16 protein-coding genes and 1 riboswitch are annotated in these 17,378 nt (G+C 56.4%); of the genes, 11 read left to right on the top strand and 5 right to left on the bottom strand.

Features of this window, described 5'->3' with window-relative positions; translation table 11 throughout:
• Positions 1–4: 4 nt before the first annotated feature.
• The 4 genes from H7849_RS09300 to H7849_RS09315 all read left to right on the top strand — a co-directional run bounded on the left by H7849_RS09300 (position 5) and on the right by H7849_RS09315 (position 4,297).
• A complete protein-coding gene (locus H7849_RS09300; protein ID WP_186745932.1) occupies positions 5–658 on the top strand; it encodes a non-canonical purine NTP pyrophosphatase in 654 nt (217 codons plus the stop codon).
• Positions 659–893: 235 nt separating this feature from the next.
• Positions 894–1,583, top strand: a complete 690-nt coding sequence (locus H7849_RS09305; protein WP_186745934.1) for a succinate dehydrogenase cytochrome b subunit — start codon at positions 894–896, stop codon at positions 1,581–1,583.
• Positions 1,584–3,497, top strand: coding sequence for a fumarate reductase/succinate dehydrogenase flavoprotein subunit (locus H7849_RS09310; protein ID WP_186745935.1), 1,914 nt, complete (start codon positions 1,584–1,586; stop codon positions 3,495–3,497). It begins immediately after the preceding gene.
• A complete protein-coding gene (locus H7849_RS09315) occupies positions 3,497–4,297 on the top strand; it encodes a succinate dehydrogenase/fumarate reductase iron-sulfur subunit (RefSeq protein WP_186745937.1) in 801 nt (266 codons plus the stop codon). The genes H7849_RS09310 and H7849_RS09315 overlap by 1 nt, the downstream gene beginning before the upstream one ends.
• A gap of 4 nt (positions 4,298–4,301) precedes the next feature.
• Here H7849_RS09315 and H7849_RS09320 read toward each other — a convergent pair whose 3' ends face one another.
• Complete coding sequence (locus tag H7849_RS09320; protein WP_186745939.1) at positions 4,302–4,697, bottom strand: DUF4267 domain-containing protein; 396 nt, start codon at positions 4,695–4,697, stop codon at positions 4,302–4,304.
• A 519-nt stretch (positions 4,698–5,216) separates the two neighbouring features.
• Here H7849_RS09320 and H7849_RS09325 point away from each other — a divergent pair.
• Positions 5,217–7,232, top strand: a complete 2,016-nt coding sequence (locus tag H7849_RS09325) for a CocE/NonD family hydrolase (RefSeq protein ID WP_186745941.1) — start codon at positions 5,217–5,219, stop codon at positions 7,230–7,232.
• Positions 7,233–7,335: 103 nt separating this feature from the next.
• Here H7849_RS09325 and H7849_RS09330 read toward each other — a convergent pair whose 3' ends face one another.
• Both H7849_RS09330 and H7849_RS09335 read right to left on the bottom strand, forming a co-directional pair.
• The gene (locus H7849_RS09330; RefSeq protein ID WP_186745943.1) at positions 7,336–8,217 is read right to left on the bottom strand and encodes an alpha/beta fold hydrolase; all 882 of its coding nucleotides are present in this window, start codon (positions 8,215–8,217) and stop codon (positions 7,336–7,338) included.
• A gap of 121 nt (positions 8,218–8,338) precedes the next feature.
• Positions 8,339–9,196 (bottom strand): dimethylarginine dimethylaminohydrolase family protein, encoded by an 858-nt coding sequence (locus H7849_RS09335; protein WP_186745945.1) that lies wholly within the window; start codon positions 9,194–9,196, stop codon positions 8,339–8,341.
• A 191-nt stretch (positions 9,197–9,387) separates the two neighbouring features.
• Here H7849_RS09335 and H7849_RS09340 point away from each other — a divergent pair, with 191 nt between their 5' ends.
• From H7849_RS09340 to H7849_RS09350, 3 genes are all read left to right on the top strand, one after another.
• Positions 9,388–10,701 carry a dipeptidase gene (locus H7849_RS09340; RefSeq protein ID WP_186745946.1) on the top strand — a complete coding sequence of 438 codons (1,314 nt, stop codon included), beginning with the start codon at positions 9,388–9,390 and terminating at the stop codon, positions 10,699–10,701.
• A 248-nt stretch (positions 10,702–10,949) separates the two neighbouring features.
• Entirely contained in the window at positions 10,950–11,675 is a 726-nt protein-coding gene (locus tag H7849_RS09345; RefSeq protein ID WP_186745948.1) for a peptidylprolyl isomerase, read from the top strand.
• 96 nt (positions 11,676–11,771) lie between these two features.
• Positions 11,772–12,302: a peptidylprolyl isomerase gene (locus tag H7849_RS09350; protein ID WP_186745950.1), complete on the top strand. Its 531-nt coding sequence runs from the start codon at positions 11,772–11,774 to the stop codon at positions 12,300–12,302.
• A gap of 127 nt (positions 12,303–12,429) precedes the next feature.
• Here the strand turns inward: H7849_RS09350 and H7849_RS09355 are convergent, their stop codons facing one another.
• Positions 12,430–12,831 carry a hypothetical protein gene (locus H7849_RS09355; protein ID WP_186745952.1) on the bottom strand — a complete coding sequence of 134 codons (402 nt, stop codon included), beginning with the start codon at positions 12,829–12,831 and terminating at the stop codon, positions 12,430–12,432.
• Between the two features lie 164 nt (positions 12,832–12,995).
• A riboswitch (Fluoride riboswitch) is annotated at positions 12,996–13,072 on the top strand.
• Positions 13,073–13,164: 92 nt separating this feature from the next.
• Here H7849_RS09355 and crcB point away from each other — a divergent pair.
• Entirely contained in the window at positions 13,165–13,542 is a 378-nt protein-coding gene (gene crcB / locus H7849_RS09360; protein WP_186745953.1) for a fluoride efflux transporter CrcB, read from the top strand.
• A 30-nt stretch (positions 13,543–13,572) separates the two neighbouring features.
• Positions 13,573–14,289 carry a DUF190 domain-containing protein gene (locus H7849_RS09365; protein ID WP_186745955.1) on the top strand — a complete coding sequence of 239 codons (717 nt, stop codon included), beginning with the start codon at positions 13,573–13,575 and terminating at the stop codon, positions 14,287–14,289.
• A gap of 204 nt (positions 14,290–14,493) precedes the next feature.
• Here the strand turns inward: H7849_RS09365 and H7849_RS09370 are convergent, their stop codons facing one another.
• Entirely contained in the window at positions 14,494–15,870 is a 1,377-nt protein-coding gene (locus H7849_RS09370; protein ID WP_186745957.1) for an FAD-containing oxidoreductase, read from the bottom strand.
• Between the two features lie 174 nt (positions 15,871–16,044).
• On the opposite strand from H7849_RS09370, the gene H7849_RS09375 reads away from it, so the two are divergent.
• A complete protein-coding gene (locus H7849_RS09375) occupies positions 16,045–17,364 on the top strand; it encodes a Gfo/Idh/MocA family protein (protein WP_186745958.1) in 1,320 nt (439 codons plus the stop codon).
• Positions 17,365–17,378: the final 14 nt, after the last annotated feature.

Raw genomic sequence — 17,378 nt, forward strand, 5'->3', positions numbered from 1 at the left:
ATTTATGCCTCTGATTCTGTATATAGCCACCAGCAACCCTGGGAAACTGCGTGATTTTGCCGCGGCCGCTCAGGTCTTTCAGTTCAATGTGGTTCCGTTGCCGGGGCTGCGGGACATTCCAGCTCCGATTGAGGATGGGCTTACGTTCGAGGAAAATGCGCGTCTCAAGGCAGCTTACTATAGCGGTTTTGCACCGGGACATATCGTTATAGCTGACGACTCAGGGCTGGAAGTAGACGCATTGTGCGGTGAGCCTGGGGTGCGATCGGCTCGTTTTGCCGAGGATGCGCGGTTTGTTCCTGAGCAGATCGCTGATGCAGATGAGCGCAACAATTTGTACCTGACACAGAGGTTGGCTCAGGACGCGGGACCGAAGTCTGGCCGCTATCGCTGCGTGATTGCTGCGGCCCGTGACGGAGAGATTCTGACAACCGCCGAAGGTTCAGTCGAGGGTGAGATTCTTCAGGAGCCTCGCGGGAGCAGCGGGTTTGGGTATGATCCCTTGTTTTATCTTCCAGCGCTGGGAAAGACGATGGCCGAGATTGACATCGATCACAAGCAATTGCTGAGTCATCGCGGAAAGGCGTTTGCAGCCTTGCTGGAAAAGATGCGGGGCAGTTTTCGGTCTCCCGATGGCGGAAGCGGCGTGGTTTCTTGACGGTCGCCGTTTCGGACACCAATAATAGAAGGTGACTTCACTCAAGCTTCAACAGTATTTCAGCGTCTCCTGTCAGTTGCGACGGAGCCCTTACAGCGGTACCAGTTCCAGGCTGAGCATTTCCCCTTTTGATTCGCCGACTTCGGTTGGATGGGATGGATCGTGCCGCACGGATGAGCTTTTAAAGTTGATGAGGAAGACCAATGGCAAAGAATCGTAAGGTTGGACAGCGCATATGAGCACAGCTGCGGTTGGTTTAAGGCGGAATCCGGCAGCCACCTTCTGGGGTTCGACGAATGGCAAGAAGGCGGTGATGGCGGTGACGGGCGCGATCCTGTTCGGTTTCATCATTGGGCATCTGGCAGGAAATCTGCAGATTTTTGAGGGCCGCGAAAAGCTGAATGCCTACGGGCGTTTTCTCCACAGCATCGGCGAGCTGTTGTGGCCGGTGCGCATCGTGCTGATTGTTTCGGTTCTGCTGCACATCACGGCCACGGTGCAACTGTGGTTGCTGAAGAAGCGTGCGCGTCCAGTTGGCTATTCCCGCAAGGAAGCAATCGCATCTTCTTACGCTTCGCGGACGATGTACTGGTCCGGGCCGATCGTTCTGGCTTTTGTCATCTTCCACTTGCTGCAGTTCACAGCGGGATACATTCATCCGGAATCGCAGTTTATTGAAGGCGATGTGTACCACAACGTTGTCGCCGGATTTCAGGTGTGGTGGGTTTCGGTGTGGTACATCTTCTCAGTCTGCCTGCTGGGGTTCCACTTGAGCCATGGCATCTCGAGCATGTTCCAGTCGCTTGGCTATAACCACCCGAAGCACACTCCGGTTCTGAAAAGCGCAGCGGTGGCGATCGCCGTCATCATCACGCTGGGCTACATTTCAATTCCGATTAGCGTTTTGCTGGGGATCGTAAAGTAAATGACACTCGATTCGAGAACACCTTCCGGTCCCATCGAGCAGGCATGGGACAAAACGAAATTCGAGCTGAAGCTGGTGAACCCGGCGAACAAGCGCAAGCACACGGTGATCGTTGTCGGCTCGGGGCTGGCAGGTGCGTCCGCTGCGGCTACGCTCGGCGAGCTGGGATATCACATCAAATGCTTCTGCTTTCAGGATTCGCCGCGCCGCGCGCACTCGATTGCCGCGCAGGGCGGCATCAACGCAGCAAAGAACTACCAGAACGACGGCGACAGCGTCTACCGGCTCTTCTATGACACGGTTAAAGGTGGCGATTTCCGCGCGCGTGAGGCGAATGTCTACCGGCTGGCGCAGGTCAGCGTCAACATCATCGATCAGTGCGTGGCACAGGGTGTTCCCTTTGCGCGTGAGTACGGCGGCGCGCTGACGAATCGTTCATTCGGCGGCGCGCAGGTTTCGCGTACCTTCTACGCGCGCGGCCAGACAGGCCAGCAGCTTCTGCTGGGCGCGTATCAGGCGCTGGAGCGGCAGGTGCATGCCGGAACGGTCAAGATGTTTCCGCGCACGGAGATGTTAGACCTCATCGTTGTCGACGGCAAGGCTCGCGGCATTGTGACGCGCAATCTGGTAACGGGTGAGATCGATACACACATTGCCGACGCGGTGATTCTCGGCACTGGCGGGTACGGGAATGTCTACTACCTGTCCACCAACGCCAAGGGATCGAACGTCACCGCAAGCTGGCGCGCGCACAAGCGCGGAGCGCTCTTCGCCAATCCCTGCTACACGCAGATCCATCCGACATGCATTCCCGTCTCTGGCGACTATCAGTCGAAACTGACGCTCATGTCCGAATCGCTGCGCAACGATGGCCGCATCTGGGTGCCTCTGAACAAGGGCGACAAGCGGAAGCCGGATCAAATTCCAGAGGCCGAGCGCGATTACTACCTGGAGCGGCGCTATCCCAGCTTCGGCAACTTGGTTCCTCGTGATGTGGCTTCACGCAACGCGAAAGCTGTTTGCGATGAGGGACGCGGCGTTGGGGAAAGCGGTTTGGGCGTGTATCTCGACTTTGCCGATGCGATCAAGCGGCTGGGCGAACATACCATCAGCGAGCGCTATGGCAACCTCTTCGACATGTACCAGCGCATCACGGATGAGGACCCATACAAGGTCCCGATGCGCATCTATCCCGCCATCCACTACACCATGGGCGGCCTTTGGGTGGATTATCACCTGCAGAGCACGATCCCCGGACTGTTCGTTCTCGGTGAGGCGAACTTCTCCGATCACGGCGCGAACCGGCTCGGCGCGAGCGCACTCATGCAGGGGTTGTCGGACGGATACTTCGTTATTCCTTACACGATTGGCAATTATCTGGCCTCGAACAAATTCGGCAAGGTGGATGCTTCGAGCGAGGAGTCGCGCAGCGCGGTTGCCAACGTGCAGCAGGTGACCCAGAAGCTGCTTTCGATCAAGGGCAAGCGCACGGTGGATTCCTTCCATCGCGAGCTGGGCAAGATCATGTGGGACGAGTGCGGCATGTCGCGCACCGCGCAGGGTCTTGAGAAGGCCATCGGTCAGATTCGTGCCCTCCACGAAGAATATTGGCAGAACGTCAACGTTCCCGGATCGGGCGATGACCTGAATCAAAGCCTTGAAAAAGCCGGGCGCGTAGCGGACTTCTTCGAACTGGGAGAGTTGATGTGCATCGACGCGCTCGACCGCAACGAGTCATGCGGCGGACACTTCCGCGAGGAGTACCAGACGCCGGACGGCGAGGCTCAGCGCGACGACGAGCACTTCTCCTACGTCGCCGCATGGGAGTATCGCGGGTCGGGTGCCCCTGAAGAGCTGCACAAGGAACCGTTGACCTTCAACTACGTTCATCCCAGCCAGAGGAGCTACAAGTAATGAAATTAACGCTGAAGATCTGGCGACAGAAGAGCGCGAAGGACAAGGGCGCTTTTGCCAGCTATCCGATGGACAATGTCAGTTCGGAGATGTCGATGCTCGAATGCCTCGACGTGCTCAACGAAACACTGATTGAACGCGGCGAGGAGCCGGTTGCGTTTGAGCACGACTGCCGCGAAGGCATCTGCGGGTCATGCGGCTTCATGATCAACGGTGTCGCACATGGTCCTCAACGTGCGACGACTGTCTGCCAGCTTACGATGCGGCATTTCAAAGACGGCGAAGAGTTGATCATCGAGCCGTGGCGCGCGGGAGCGTTTCCGCAGATCAAGGACCTGGTTGTCGACCGCCGAGCTTTCGATCGCATCATTGCTGCGGGTGGATATATCTCGGTCTCAACCGGAAATGCTCCGGATGGAAACGTAATTCCCGTCGGCAAGGAGATTGCCGACCGCTCGATGGATGCTGCGGCGTGCATTGGCTGCGGCGCTTGTGTCGCTGCTTGTCCGAATGCGGCTGCGGCATTGTTCACCGGAGCCAAGATTTCGCACCTGAGCGTGCTGCCGCAGGGAGCACCGGAGCGCGATCATCGTGCCGTAAACATGGTGGCGCAGATGAACGCTGAGGACTTTGGCGGCTGCACAAATATCGGCGAATGCACTGCGGTTTGCCCCAAGGAGATTCCGCTGGAAGTGATCGCCATCATGAACCGCGACTACATTCGCGGAAGCTGGAAAAAGCGCAGCGACGAGATCACGACGACTGCGCCAGTTACGGGGTGGAGCTCGGAACGTAGCTAAGCAATTACCTGCGGCGCAGCAGCAATGTTCCGAGGGCAGCCATGTAGACGATCGCTCCTCCGTGGATGAGGATGTGGTAGCTGACCCCTGTTCGCAAAAAGACAGTCATTACATCGGCGATGGGGACCACAATAATGAGCAGAATCAGCAGGCCGGTAGTGCGGCCTTCCTTCAGGGCAATCGTGGCGAAGAGTACGAGACCGAGGGCAATATCACGAACGCCAGCGAGGCGTATCCATGGAAGCGCGTCGTCGGTGGCTGCTGGCATGCCGAACATGATCGATCCGGTTGCGGGCGCGAGCATCGCGAACAGGCCGACGAGGAAGATGCCAACGGCGAGGACTCCGCTCAGCCAGTAGAACGGAGACCTTGGAGTGAAATCATCAAATCTTGATTTCAAAGGAGTGTCTATCTATTTAGGCTTCCAATCAAATTTGTTATCACGAACTCTTCTCAATTGCTTGAAACTCTTCTGCACGGCAATGCTGTTCGCTCTTGAATCTCGTCGGTAGATCGCTCTGAACAATCCCTCCAGCTCAATAATCTCGTCATCGGTTATGTTCGGCCATACGGAATATAGTGAAAAATGGCTCCAAAGCTCTTTCTTTTTGGAGCTCCGCGCATGCGCTGCAAGCCTTCCGCGCATGCGCTGCAAGCCTTCCGCGAATGCCGGTTCTCGACATTCCAATGTAAACCACATCATACTTGTTCACTTCAGGTTGCTTTTGAAGCAAGGCGTAGATCCCGCGCACCTCTCGCGGAATATTTGAAATGCTCTTTCTGTCTAAAAACTCGGCACAGTGGTTGATAAGTCTTAACATGGCTAAGCAGTATAAGAGCACATTTTTCACCTGAGAGTAGTTTTTCGTTTGAATCTGATATTGTGCAAGATATCTTCTTGAGGAGCTTTTCTCCAAGCATGCGTCATTTCTGTGCCGCAGTAGCTGTTCTTTTTGCCATTTCTCCGGTCGTCCTCGCACAACGCCCACAACCGAACCTTACTCCGGAAGAGCGCAAGGCTCTCATCGAAAAACGCGAGAGTATCGAGAAACAGCTTGAAGACGTTGCCATCATCGATCGCAAGGTGATGGTTCCGATGCGCGACGGCAAGCGCATGGCTGCGGATATTTATCGCCCCAAGGACACATCGAAGAAGTATCCGATCATCTTCAGCCGCACTCCGTACAACTTCAATTTCTGGGATGTGCGGCTCGGGACATACCGCGACATGTCCACCGAGTTGGACGCCGTGAAGCGCGGCTACGTGCTGGTCGAGATGAATGAGCGCGGCCATTTCTTCTCAGAAGGAAACTACGACATTCTGGGCGCGCCGCTCTCGGATGCGAATGATCAATTCAACTGGATGTCTTCGCAGCCGTGGTCGAACGGAAAGGTCGGGCTGATTGGGTGCTCGTCGACCGCAGAGTGGCAGCTGGCGGCGGCCTCGCTGGGCAACAAAGCGCTGACGACGATTATTCCGGAGAGCTTTGGCGCGGGCGTGGGCAAGGTGGGTCCGTATAACGAGCAGGGTAACTGGTATCGCGGCGGCGCAGTGCAGATGTTGTTTATCGACTGGCTCTATGGAGAGCAGAACCAGGTGCGCCCGATGTTTCCGCCGAACACCTCGCAAGCTGATCTGATCAAGGCTTCGAAGATGTTCGATCTGGCGCCGCAGATGCCTCCGGTGGACTGGGCGAAGGCGTTTGAGCATCTGCCGGAAAAAGACTTTATTGCCGCGGTGGATGGGCCCAAGGGGATTTACAGCGACAAGATGCCGAACACCACGGGCGGAGCGATGATCGAGCGTACGCCAAACGATCCGGCATGGCGCAAAGGCGGCATTTGGCAGTCCGATACGATGCCGATCAACGTTCCTGCGCTGTGGATGATGACCTGGTATGACGTTTCGACCGGACCGAATCTCGCGGCGTATAACTTTGTTCGCGAACACGCAAAAGGCGAGGTCGCGAATGAGCAATACGCGGTCATTGCGCCGACGCTGCATTGCCAGTACAAGCGCGCGACAGAGCACACCGTTGTGGGCGAGCGCGACATGGGCGATGCCCGGCTGGACTATGACGCAATCACCTATGCGTGGTTCGATCACTTTCTGAAAGGCGAGGAAAACGGCGTGCTGCAGAAGACGCCCAAGGTGCAGTACTACACCATGGGACTGAATAAGTGGCAGCACTCGGATACGTGGCCGCCCGAGGGTGCGAAGCCGGTCACGCTGGCGCTGACGAGCGAGGGCCACGCAAATACGCTGCATGGAGATGGCGTTCTGACGCTGACAGGAGTTCAGGGCGCATCTTCCCTGCTGCCGCTTACAGGCACGCCTGCGAACGCGGCGAAGGCCGACGCTCCGGACTCTTTTACTTACGATCCGATGCATCCGACACCGAGCTATGGCGGGAACGTGTGCTGCGCGGGGAATTCGATTCCCGGCACAGGCGGAGCGCTCGATCAGCGCAAGATGGAAGAGCGTGATGACATTCTTGTCTATACGTCTGAGCCTTTGGCGCAGGATGTCGAGGTCTCCGGGCCGATCACGGTGACGCTGTATGTTTCATCCGACGTGAAGGACACGGATGTGACGGCAAAGCTGATTGACGTGCTGCCCGACGGGACTGCCTACAACCTCGACGAAACGATCCAACGGCTGCGCTACCGCGATGGCGACGATCACACCGTATGGCTTGAAAAAGACAAGGTCTACAAGGTCACGTTGACTCCGATGAATACGTCGAATCTCTTCGCGGCTGGACATCGAATCCGTCTGGAAGTAGCTGGCTCGAATTTTCCTCGCTTCGATCGCAACCTGAATACCGGCGGGAATAACTACGATGAAACGACCTCGGTCGTAGCGCATACGTCGATTCATCACTCAGAGAAGTATCCAAGCACAATGACGATTACGGTTGTGCCGAAGTCTTAAGAAAACCGCCACGGCAAGAAATCCGCTGACCCAGAAAGAAAGGAGCCTTTGTTGAAAGTGGGATCGCGCTCGACGATCATGTCACTTACCTTTCATGAGCAATCTACAGCACACGTTGAATTTCATCAGCCAGCTTTGTCCATGCTTCGAGGTCGACGAAGTGGCCTACGCCGGGGAGCGGTCGCCAATCACCTTCGCAGCCCGCGTCGTTGAAGCTCTTGATGGCGACTGCGGATGGCAGTGCTCCGTCTTTCATTCCCCAAACCATCGTGACCGGGATGCTGATCGGCGTCTGGTAGAGCGCATAGAGACGCTTGTGCTGCGACGGCAAAAGCAGGGTGCGCACGAAGGCGCGGTAGTACTGGATGGGTCCGTGCATATCGGCGGCGGTTTGGAAGCGGCCTACGATTTCGTCGACGAGTGCGATGTCCATGGTGCCCGTCTGGCCTTGTCTCACGGTGAACGACCACTTCAGCAGCTTGCGGCCGAGATTCGTGGTCATAAACCACTCCGGGAACCATGGAATCTGGAAGAACGGCACCCAGGGAATGCGAAATGGCTGCCAGTCCTCACAGGTGAGCGCGGCGCGGACAAGCGTTTTTGTATGCGTGCAGTTGACGACGACCAGCTTGCGAATGAGCGACGCATAGCGATGCGAGAAGAGCCATCCCAGCGCGCCTCCCCAGTCGTGGGTAACAAGCAAGCAACCCTGAATGCCGAGCGTTTCGATGAGCGCACGGATGTCATCGGTGAGAGTAAAGACATCGTAGCCCCCGTTTGAATAAGTGGTGCCGGGGTAGCCGCGCAGATCCGGCGCGTAGATGCGGTTCTCGGGCATCAACTCCATGACGTGTCGCCAGCTCATCCAGCCCTCGGGAAAGCCGTGGATGCAGAGGATAGGCCTCGCGTCTGCTGGACCCGAAACGGCGACGTGGAAGGTGATGCCGTTGGCTGCGACCTGCCGGTGTTCGATGTTTGCGGGCATCAGGCGCTCCGAAACATGGCGTGGGTTTTGACGATAACAGATGTCGTCTGATTGCCAACAAGTTTCTGTGGAATCGTGTTGCGGGTGGGACTGGCGTTTCAGGTTCGGTCTGTCCCGAACCTTATACCACGTGGGTTACGTCCATTTCGCTGAGGCGCAGGACGAGGCACTTGGCAGCCCCGCCGGCTTTCAGGAATTCAGTCAGCTCCACTTCGATGACGCAAAAGCCGCGCGACTCCAACTGCGCGCGTAGCTCCGGGCTGATTCTGTTCAGCACAATGCTTCGCCCTGCATTGACTGCATTGCAGGCGAAACGCAGCGCGTCAGCTTCGGAGACGGCGATCCGCTTCGCCGGACTGTAGCGCGTTTCGATGCGGAGCTGCGAATCGGCGTCGAAGGCTGCGGGATAGTACATGACGTCGCCGTTCGAGAGCGGGCAGAAGCAGGTGTCGAGGTGATAGAAGCGCGGGTCTACCAATCGCAATGAGACCACCTCAATGTTCCACAGGTCGGTGAGATGGCGGTGGCTCGATTCGCGCGTGCGCAGACCATGACCCGCCCACAGGCGCGAACCGTCGGCTTCGAAGAGCGCGTCGCCTTCCCCCTCAAACGGCGTGGCACGGGGAAGCTCGCATACAGCAAAGCCAGACTCGTGAAACCAGCGGCGGAAGTGCGGTTCTTCGCCCTGCCGTTCAGGATGATGGAAGCTGCTCAGGGCGACGATGCCGTCGTGAACGAGACCGGCGTTGGCGGTGAAAACCATGTCGGGTGAGCCGGGCTGCGGTTCGACGAGGTGGATGTGCGCGATGGCAGACAAGGCGCAGTATAGGTGCTCCCACTGCATGGCGGCCTGCTCGCGCGAAGAGCGGTGGACGTTGCCCTCCATCCAGGGATTGATGACGTAGTTCACGTCATAGAGTTTTGGGGGACACATGAGGAAGGTTGGCTGGTTGTTAGCCGGGTTCGTTATGGTTCCCATGCCAGAGTGTGCCTTGGTTCCGATGACGCGTCAATATGAATGATCATGCCCAGGAATCAGCATAATCATGCATTGGAAGCCTTGTGGAAAGCGGATCGGCGCATTGGACTGCAGTTTTTTGTGTATAGTCTTTCATCTTGACCACGGGGAGTTCGGAAGCTGTCTGCTACAATCCGGCCATCGCAAAAAATATGAAGACTAGACCCGTCGCTGCACTTTTACTTGCTGTCACACTGCCAATCGCTGCCCAAACTACCAAGAACGTTCCTGTGAAAAAAGCTCCAACCGATCCGCTCACGGTCCACCGCAATGCCATTGTGATTGACACGCACGCAGACACGACGCAGCGGCTGGTGGATGAAAACTATGACCTCACCGATCCGCTGAATGGCGGGCAGTTGAATTTTGATGCGGCGAAGAAGGGCAACCTGGGCGCGGAGTTTTTCTCCATCTGGGTCGAGCCGGATCTGTACAAAGACCACTATGCGCGGCGAACGCTGGAGTTGATTGACGCGGTCTATCAGCAGGCGGCAAAGCACCCGAACCAGATGATGATGGCGTATTCGCCTGCGGACATTGTGACGGCGCACCGCGAGCACAAGCTGGCCGCGCTGATGGGCATCGAGGGTGGTCACTCGATTGAGAACTCGCTGGCTCTGCTGCGCGACTATTACCGGCTGGGTGTGCGCTACATGACCCTGACCTGGTCGAACTCGAATGACTGGGCGGATTCGTCGGGCGACGCCGACGATCCGAAGGTCCACCACACCGAAGACGGGCTGACGGACTTCGGCAAGGACGTGGTGTACGAGATGAACCGTCTGGGAATGATGGTAGACATCTCGCACGTCTCGGACAAGACGTTTTATCGCGCCGTGATTACGTCGCGGGCTCCGGTCATTGCGTCGCATTCGTCGGCGCGGGCGCTGTGCAATGCTCCGCGCAACATGACCGATGACATGCTACGCGCGGTGGCTCGCAGCGGAGGGCCGAACAGCAAGGGTGGCGTGGTGATGGTGAATTACTACTCGGCGTTTATCAGCCAGGAGTACCGCGACGCCATGCTGAAGCAGGAGCCGGAGGTCAGGACGGCTACGGAAGACCTGAAGGCGCAGTTCGCCAAGGAAGGCAAGCAGGTAACGTATGGCGATCTCGAGAAGCCGCAAAAATCCTATGCCGACAAGATTCCACGCCCTCCGTTGAGCGCGCTGATTGATCACATTGACCACATCGCGAAAGTCGCAGGCGTGGACCACGTAGGGTTAGGGTCGGATTTCGATGGCGTCTCAGGACAGCTACCCGAGGGGATCGACTCGGCTGCCGATCTGCCGAAGATTACGCAGGCACTGATGGATCGCGGGTACTCGGCTGCGGACTGCGACAAGATTCTTGGCGGGAATTTGCTGCGCGTATTTCGAGAGGTGGAGGCTACTGCGAAGGAGTTGCAGGCGGAGTCGGGGACTCGGCCCAAGATTGGGGAGCAGCAGCCGTTTAAGAAACAGTGAATTCGTAGTCTTCTTTCGTTGTCTTGTACAGTTGCGTCCGGGTAATAAATGCTGTCATCCTGAGCAACGTGAAGGATCTGCTTTTCGCGTCACTTTGCGCGAAAGATTATTTTCACAAATTTGCAGAAGTGCTCCAGGGAACGTTATTGAAAAACAGATCCTTCGCTCCGCTCAGGATGATGGCTCTTCGGACGGGCCGGGTTTTCAGTTCTTGTGGCGATGCGATACCCTAACCATTGGGATATTGCATGAACGCATTCGCTCGCCTAGCCTCGCTTGCTTTTCTTTCGTCCTCACTTCTTTTCGCACAGCAATCCACTCCACAGCAGACCACCCCTCCAGCAACGCCTCCGGCATCGAGTCAGGAATTGCCGGATTCGCCGGGGACACAGGCGCATGTCAGCCCGCAGCCGACGGGACCAACGGCGGTTCTGGATACAAGCATGGGCCGTATCACTTGCAAGCTCTTTTCAAAGGAAGCTCCGGAGACGGTTGCCAACTTTACCGGGTTGGCGCAGGGCACGAAGGACTGGACCGATCGAACGACACACAAAAAGATGCACAACAAGCCTCTGTACGACGGTACGCAGTTTCATCGCGTGATTCCTGAGTTCATGATTCAGGGCGGCGATCCCACAGCAACGGGTATGGGCGATCCGGGGTACATGTTTCAGGATGAGTTCGACCCGAACTTGAACTTCGACGTGCCAGGACGGCTGGCGATGGCGAACTCCGGACCAAACACGAATGGGTCGCAGTTCTTCATCACCGAGGTTCCGACGGAGCACCTAAACCAGAAGCACACCATCTTCGGGCAGTGCGACGATTCGAGCATTCTGGTGGTCAAGACGATTGCTCGTGTAGAGCGCGATGGCAACGATAAGCCGGTCGATCCGGTGATTCTGAAAAAAGTGACGATCGTGCCCGAGGGACAGCCACTTCCAAGCACTCCATCGGCATCATCATCTCAATAAATAACTTGTCATCCTGACCCTGAACGCAGTGAAGGGGAAGGATCTGTTATTTGGGATGTTGGCTTTTGCAACAAACTTTCAACTTAAGGAGTACACATGCCTCGTTCCACTGGTACCTACGCGATTTTCAAAACGAGCGAAGGGACGGTCGTCTGCCGTCTTTTTGAGAAAGAAGCACCGAAGACGGTTGCCAATTTTGTCGAGCTTGCCGAGGGCAAGCGTGAGTGGACGCATCCTGTAGGGGGCAAGAAGAGTAGCGACAAGCTCTATGACGGCACGATTTTTCATCGCGTCATTCCGGAGTTCATGATTCAGGGCGGCGACCCGGCGGGGACGGGCATGGGCGGTCCTGGGTACAAGTTCGAAGACGAGACGAAGGGGTCTCCGCACTCCTTCGACAAAAAAGGCAAGCTGGCAATGGCGAATGCGGGGCCGAATACGAACGGCTCACAGTTCTTTATCACAGTCGCTCCGACGACGTGGCTGACGGGCAAGCATACGATCTTTGGCGAAGTGGTTGAAGGGCAGGATGTGGCCGACAAGATTTCGACCGTCGCTCGCGGAGCGCAGGATAAGCCGAAGACTCCGGTCACGATTGACTCGCTGGTGATTGAGCGCGTGGCTTAACACCGCCACCGATTGAAAATTGCCATCTCAATTGGTTCGCAGCTGCGTTCCGAATGAGATGGCATTTGGGTAGTAGGTCAATTTGATCTGGGCGCGAAGTTACCGATAACGAGACTTTCGGGAACTCTTACCAGAGATTGAGACTTTTCAGCTCAGATCGAGGAATCAGTGTGACAGCCTGAGCGATCAAGAAGCACTCGCACCCGTACGAAGGATTGATTTCGAGCGCCACCCGATTCTCTATTCTTAGCCGCTCAAGCTTGTCATTTGCCAGCTTCTCTCCGTCGGGGCTTGCAGCGAATCCGTAGATGTCCATGTCGCTTCTGGTCAGCTCCTGTCCTTGACGCATAACAATGTCAAAGATGATGTTGCCCTGCAGGAGGCTGTCCATCCGCATTCTTGTCACATCGTCCGCGACCAAGGCAAATGCCTCGTTGCCTTCGGTCCTGATGAAGATAATCACCTGCGCCTCACGAATCAGTAAGCCATCTACGAACCCATCGTGGAACTTGCTGTTGTAAGCGTTCATTCTCTAGATCGTCGCTTAAGGGCATGGAATTTCACAAGTGAATGAGCGGCACTCCTCAAAAATGGGGTTATCGGTAACTACAACCTGGCTGAAACTTAAATTGACCCACTACCGGCATTTGAATTGATTTTGCGCTTTGTGCCTGTGGCGCTAAAATAACTTCAGAATTTAAGGGTGAAGGAGTTCACCTTTAACCGCTGTCCCCTTCTTTAGCCGGACAGATGATGACTCCTGACAGGGAAGCCTGTCGTGGAGTCGTATTCCCCCGGCGCGCTTCCCGAATAGATATTGAATGGTTTGGACTTCCCGTTGAACGTGGAGGAAGGAGACTGTTTGCAGAACTACGTCTACATTGCTTTGGGCGGCGCGCTTGGATCCCTTACTCGTTATTGGGTTGGAGCCACGGTTGCAAACCGCATGGGCACGAGGTTTCCCTACGGCACTTTCATCGTGAACATCACTGCCTGCCTCATTCTAGGGTTCGCACTCACTCTGATGGGCAAACGGCCGGAGATTAGTCCAGCTCTGCGTTTTCTGATTCCGATTGGGTTTGTCGGCGCCTACAGCACCTTCTCGACATTTGAGTGGGAGACATTTGCGAACCTGCAGACGGGCGCATTTTTCATCGCAGGGCTCTATGTGATTCTGAGCTGTGTTCTTGGACTCGCCGCGGTTTGGTGCGGTGTGCTGCTTGCGCGGCTCTGCTCGTGAGCGGATGATGATTGCCGAAGTGGAGAAGCTATGTTGAATCCGGGAAAAGCGGCCAAAATTTCGATCTATCTGAGCGAAGGATCGACCCACAAGGGTGCGGCAGCCTATGCGAGCATTCTCGATTTCTTGTTCTTTCGTGGCGTTACCGGCGCGACCGTGTTGAAGGGAGTGGCCGGGTTTGGCGCGGATCATCATCTGCATTCCGCGAGCATGGTGGATATCTCAGACAAAATGCCGATGAAGATTGAGTTCATTGAAACTCAGGAGAAAGTGGACGAACTGTTGCCGCAGCTACAGGAGATGGCTGGGACGGGCATGATCGAAATACAGGAGACAATGATCGCCAAGCCACCACAAGCGGCAAAAGCGAAGAAGCCTCCTGCGCCGCACGTGAAGATCGAAGGCAAAGCGAAGCTGATGCGAATCTATGTTGGCGAGAGCGACCGCTGGCAGGATAAGCCGCTGCACGAAGCGCTGGTCACGGCGATGCGCGCTCACGATCTTGCCGGGGTGACGGTCTATCGCGGCATCTCCGGCTACGGGGCGCACCGCCGGGTGCATAAGGAAAAGCCGTTTCACCTGTCGCGTGACAACTCGATGATGCTGACGGTTGTGGATACGGAAGAAAAGCTCAAGTCTTTCCTGCCGGTAGTGGACCAGATGGTGCAGGAGGGGTTGGTTGTGCTTTCCGACGTAGACATCATTAAGTACGCGCATCGGGCGGAGACCGGCGAGGCCCACGATTAGCTGCCCCGCTCCAACGTACCTATTGACACCTCGCGTAAAATAGAAACAGAAAGAAGTGCATTTCAGGCCCGCTCTCAAGCGGGCCTGAGCCTTTTAGAATCAGATTCTTGCCCATAACTGACTGTAGTTGCAAATATTTGCGGAATGTAACAATAAGAGTATTGTTTTCAATAATTTAACCACCCTCCCCCTTAGGCCTCCGACTCACTTGAGCGGCTTGAGATCCTGCAGGACGGTCGGGATCAGTTCCGAGACGGTCGGATGGATGTGCATGGCGCGCGAGATCGTTGTGTAAGGCTTTTTGGCGTACATTACGTCGAGAATGCAGTGGATGACTTCATCGCATCCAGTGCCGAGAAGTGAAGCGCCGAGAATTGCTTTCGTCTCGGCATCGACAAGAATTTTGAGGAAACCCTCCGTCTCACCCTTTTCGTAGGCACGGCCTACCCTGGTCATGGCGCGTGTGCCGATGAGAGCCGGTCTTCCGGATTGACGCACTTCCCTTTCCGTCATACCGGCGCGTCCGAGCGGCGGATCGGTATACAGGCAGTGAGCCGGGATGCGATCGCTGACGCGGCGAGGATCGTTGTCGAGCAGGTTGGCGGCGACGATTTCGAAGTCGTTGTATGAGGTGTGGGTAAAAGCGCCCTTGCCGTTGCAATCGCCCATGGCCCAGATGCCGGGGACGTTGGTCCGGAGCTGGTCGTCGACCTTGATGTAGCCGCGCTCATCAGATTCGACGCCGGCGCGATCAAGGCCGAGATCGTCGGTATTAGGGCGGCGCCCTACTGCAAGCAGGATGTGGGATCCGACGCTCACCGATGCATCGGCTTCGCATTCGACGCCGACGGCTACGTCACTGCCCCGCTGTTCGAGGTGAATACACTTGGCGTTGAGCCGGATCTTGATGCCTTCTTTTTCGAGGAAGCCCTTGATGGCTTCGGAGACATCTTCGTCCTCGTGCTGCACCAGTCGCGGACCCATTTCGACGACGGCGACTTCGCTTCCAAAGCGGCGATACATCTGCGCGAATTCGAGGCCAATGTAGCTGCCGCCGACGACGACGAGATGGCGCGGGAGTGTATCTAACTGCAGAATACCGACGTTTGTCAGGAACGGGACGGTGTCGACGCCCGGCATGTCCGGGATGTGGGCGCGTCCGCCGACGTTGAGGAAGATTTGATCGGCGGAGAGTAGATCATCGCCTACCCGGATTTCGTGTGCAGACTCGAAGCGCGCGTGACCGGTGTAGACGGTGCAATTTTCCAAGCCGCGCAGCCACCCTTCGACTCCAGTACGGGATTTGCCGGAGATCTGATCCTTGCGAGCCTTGACTGCCTTCATGTCTACGGTGACCGGGCCCGCAGCGACCCCGTATTCTGCCGCAGTGCGCGCCTTGTGCGCGACGTACGCGCTCGCAACAAGCGTCTTGGTGGGAATGCAGCCGGTGTTAACGCAGGTTCCGCCAAAGAGCTTGCGTTCAATCATGGCAACCTTGCGGCCAGCTGCGGTGAGGCGTCCCGCTAACGAAGGACCGGCCTGACCGGCCCCGACGATGATGGCGTCAAATCGATTAGTCATGTGAGTGTGTCGCTCTTCCGGGAGTATAGCTCGGCAAAATGCGCGGCGTTATCACGCTCATGTACATTTAGGTCAAACGCTTTTCTCGTTTTGCCGTCCCGCGTATCGGTACTCGTAGAAGTACGGGTTATGCCGGATGGCGAACATTTGCAGGGAAGACCAAAAGGAGCAGACATGGTTACTCGCCGGGAATTTCTCGACACGCTTGCAGTTGGAGCGGCAGGCATGGCGATTGGAGCAACGGCCAAAAGTTACGCTCAGATTCTGGGCTCGAACGATCGTATTAACTTTGCCACATTTGGTTTGAATAGCCGCGCCTATGCGCATCTGTCTGCGTTGGGGGCTAACAAGGATGCTGCACGCCTGTCTCACGTGTGCGATGTCGACACCACGATTCTGGGGAAATTCTGCGGCAGTGTGCAGAAAGAGCTCGGATATGAGCCTGCCACAGACCAGGATTATCGCAAGGTGCTTGCCTCGAAGGATGTGGACGCGATTACGATTGCGACTCCTGACCACTGGCATACACCGTTAGCGATTGCGGGGCTGCAGGCGGGCAAACATGTGTATGTAGAGAAGCCGTGCAGCCACAATCCTGCTGAAGGGGCGTTGCTTGTCGAGGCGCAAAAGAAATACGGCAAGCTCGTGCAGATGGGCAACCAGCAGCGCTCGTCCAAGCACACGATTGAGATTGTTAACAAGATTCATGATGGGCTGATTGGCCGGGCTTATTTTGCGAAAGCCTGGTACAGCAATACGCGCAAGTCCATTGGGACGGGAAAAGAGATCGCGGTTCCCGCTACTCTTAATTGGGATCTGTGGCAGGGACCTGCGCCGAGAAGACCGTATAAGGACAATCTCCATCCTTATAACTGGCACTGGTTCTGGATCTATGGAACGGGCGAGACGTTGAATAACGGGACGCACGAAGTGGATGTATGCCGCTGGGCTTTGGGTGTGGACTTACCCAATCGCGTTACGGCTTCCGGCGGGAGATATCAATTCAAAGACGACTGGCAGTTCTATGACACGCTTGTCACCAGCTTTGAGTATGACGATAAGGCGATCAGCTGGGAGGGCAAGTGCTGCAACGGAATGCGATATTACGGGCGCGACCGCGGATCGACGATCATGGGCACGACAGGATCGGTGCTGGTCGATCGTGACGGCTACGAGATCTACGACCTGCACGGCAAGAAGACCGATGAGTTCAAGACCGGCAGCGAGACCAGCTCTTCTGATCTGACCGGGCGCGATTCGATGACGGATGATCACTTCGCAAACTTCATTGCCGGCATTCGCACTGGGGCGAAGTTGAACGCTCCAGTAGCAGAAGGAAATGTTGCGGTGACGATGCTTCAGCTTTCGAACATTGCGTGGAAGGTGAATCGCGAGCTGAAACTGGATACCAAGAACGGGAAAATTCTTGGCGACGCGGAAGCGATGAAGGGCTGGAACCGCGAATACGAGAAAGGCTGGGAGCCTCGTATCTAGCCGCCTGATCTTCA

This window comes from Alloacidobacterium dinghuense, assembly GCF_014274465.1.
In the GTDB taxonomy this organism is placed as follows: domain Bacteria; phylum Acidobacteriota; class Terriglobia; order Terriglobales; family Acidobacteriaceae; genus Alloacidobacterium; species Alloacidobacterium dinghuense.

Coding starts and splice junctions, on each gene's coding strand:
- H7849_RS09300 (WP_186745932.1), top strand. CDS start 5: ATGCCTCTGATTCTGTATATAGCCACCAGCAACCCTGGGAAACTGCGT.
- H7849_RS09305 (WP_186745934.1), top strand. CDS start 894: ATGAGCACAGCTGCGGTTGGTTTAAGGCGGAATCCGGCAGCCACCTTC.
- H7849_RS09310 (WP_186745935.1), top strand. CDS start 1,584: ATGACACTCGATTCGAGAACACCTTCCGGTCCCATCGAGCAGGCATGG.
- H7849_RS09315 (WP_186745937.1), top strand. CDS start 3,497: ATGAAATTAACGCTGAAGATCTGGCGACAGAAGAGCGCGAAGGACAAG.
- H7849_RS09325 (WP_186745941.1), top strand. CDS start 5,217: ATGCGTCATTTCTGTGCCGCAGTAGCTGTTCTTTTTGCCATTTCTCCG.
- H7849_RS09330 (WP_186745943.1), bottom strand. CDS start 8,217: ATGCCCGCAAACATCGAACACCGGCAGGTCGCAGCCAACGGCATCACC.
- H7849_RS09335 (WP_186745945.1), bottom strand. CDS start 9,196: ATGGGAACCATAACGAACCCGGCTAACAACCAGCCAACCTTCCTCATG.
- H7849_RS09340 (WP_186745946.1), top strand. CDS start 9,388: ATGAAGACTAGACCCGTCGCTGCACTTTTACTTGCTGTCACACTGCCA.
- H7849_RS09345 (WP_186745948.1), top strand. CDS start 10,950: ATGAACGCATTCGCTCGCCTAGCCTCGCTTGCTTTTCTTTCGTCCTCA.
- H7849_RS09350 (WP_186745950.1), top strand. CDS start 11,772: ATGCCTCGTTCCACTGGTACCTACGCGATTTTCAAAACGAGCGAAGGG.
- H7849_RS09355 (WP_186745952.1), bottom strand. CDS start 12,831: ATGAACGCTTACAACAGCAAGTTCCACGATGGGTTCGTAGATGGCTTA.
- H7849_RS09365 (WP_186745955.1), top strand. CDS start 13,573: ATGTTGAATCCGGGAAAAGCGGCCAAAATTTCGATCTATCTGAGCGAA.
- H7849_RS09370 (WP_186745957.1), bottom strand. CDS start 15,870: ATGACTAATCGATTTGACGCCATCATCGTCGGGGCCGGTCAGGCCGGT.
- H7849_RS09375 (WP_186745958.1), top strand. CDS start 16,045: ATGGTTACTCGCCGGGAATTTCTCGACACGCTTGCAGTTGGAGCGGCA.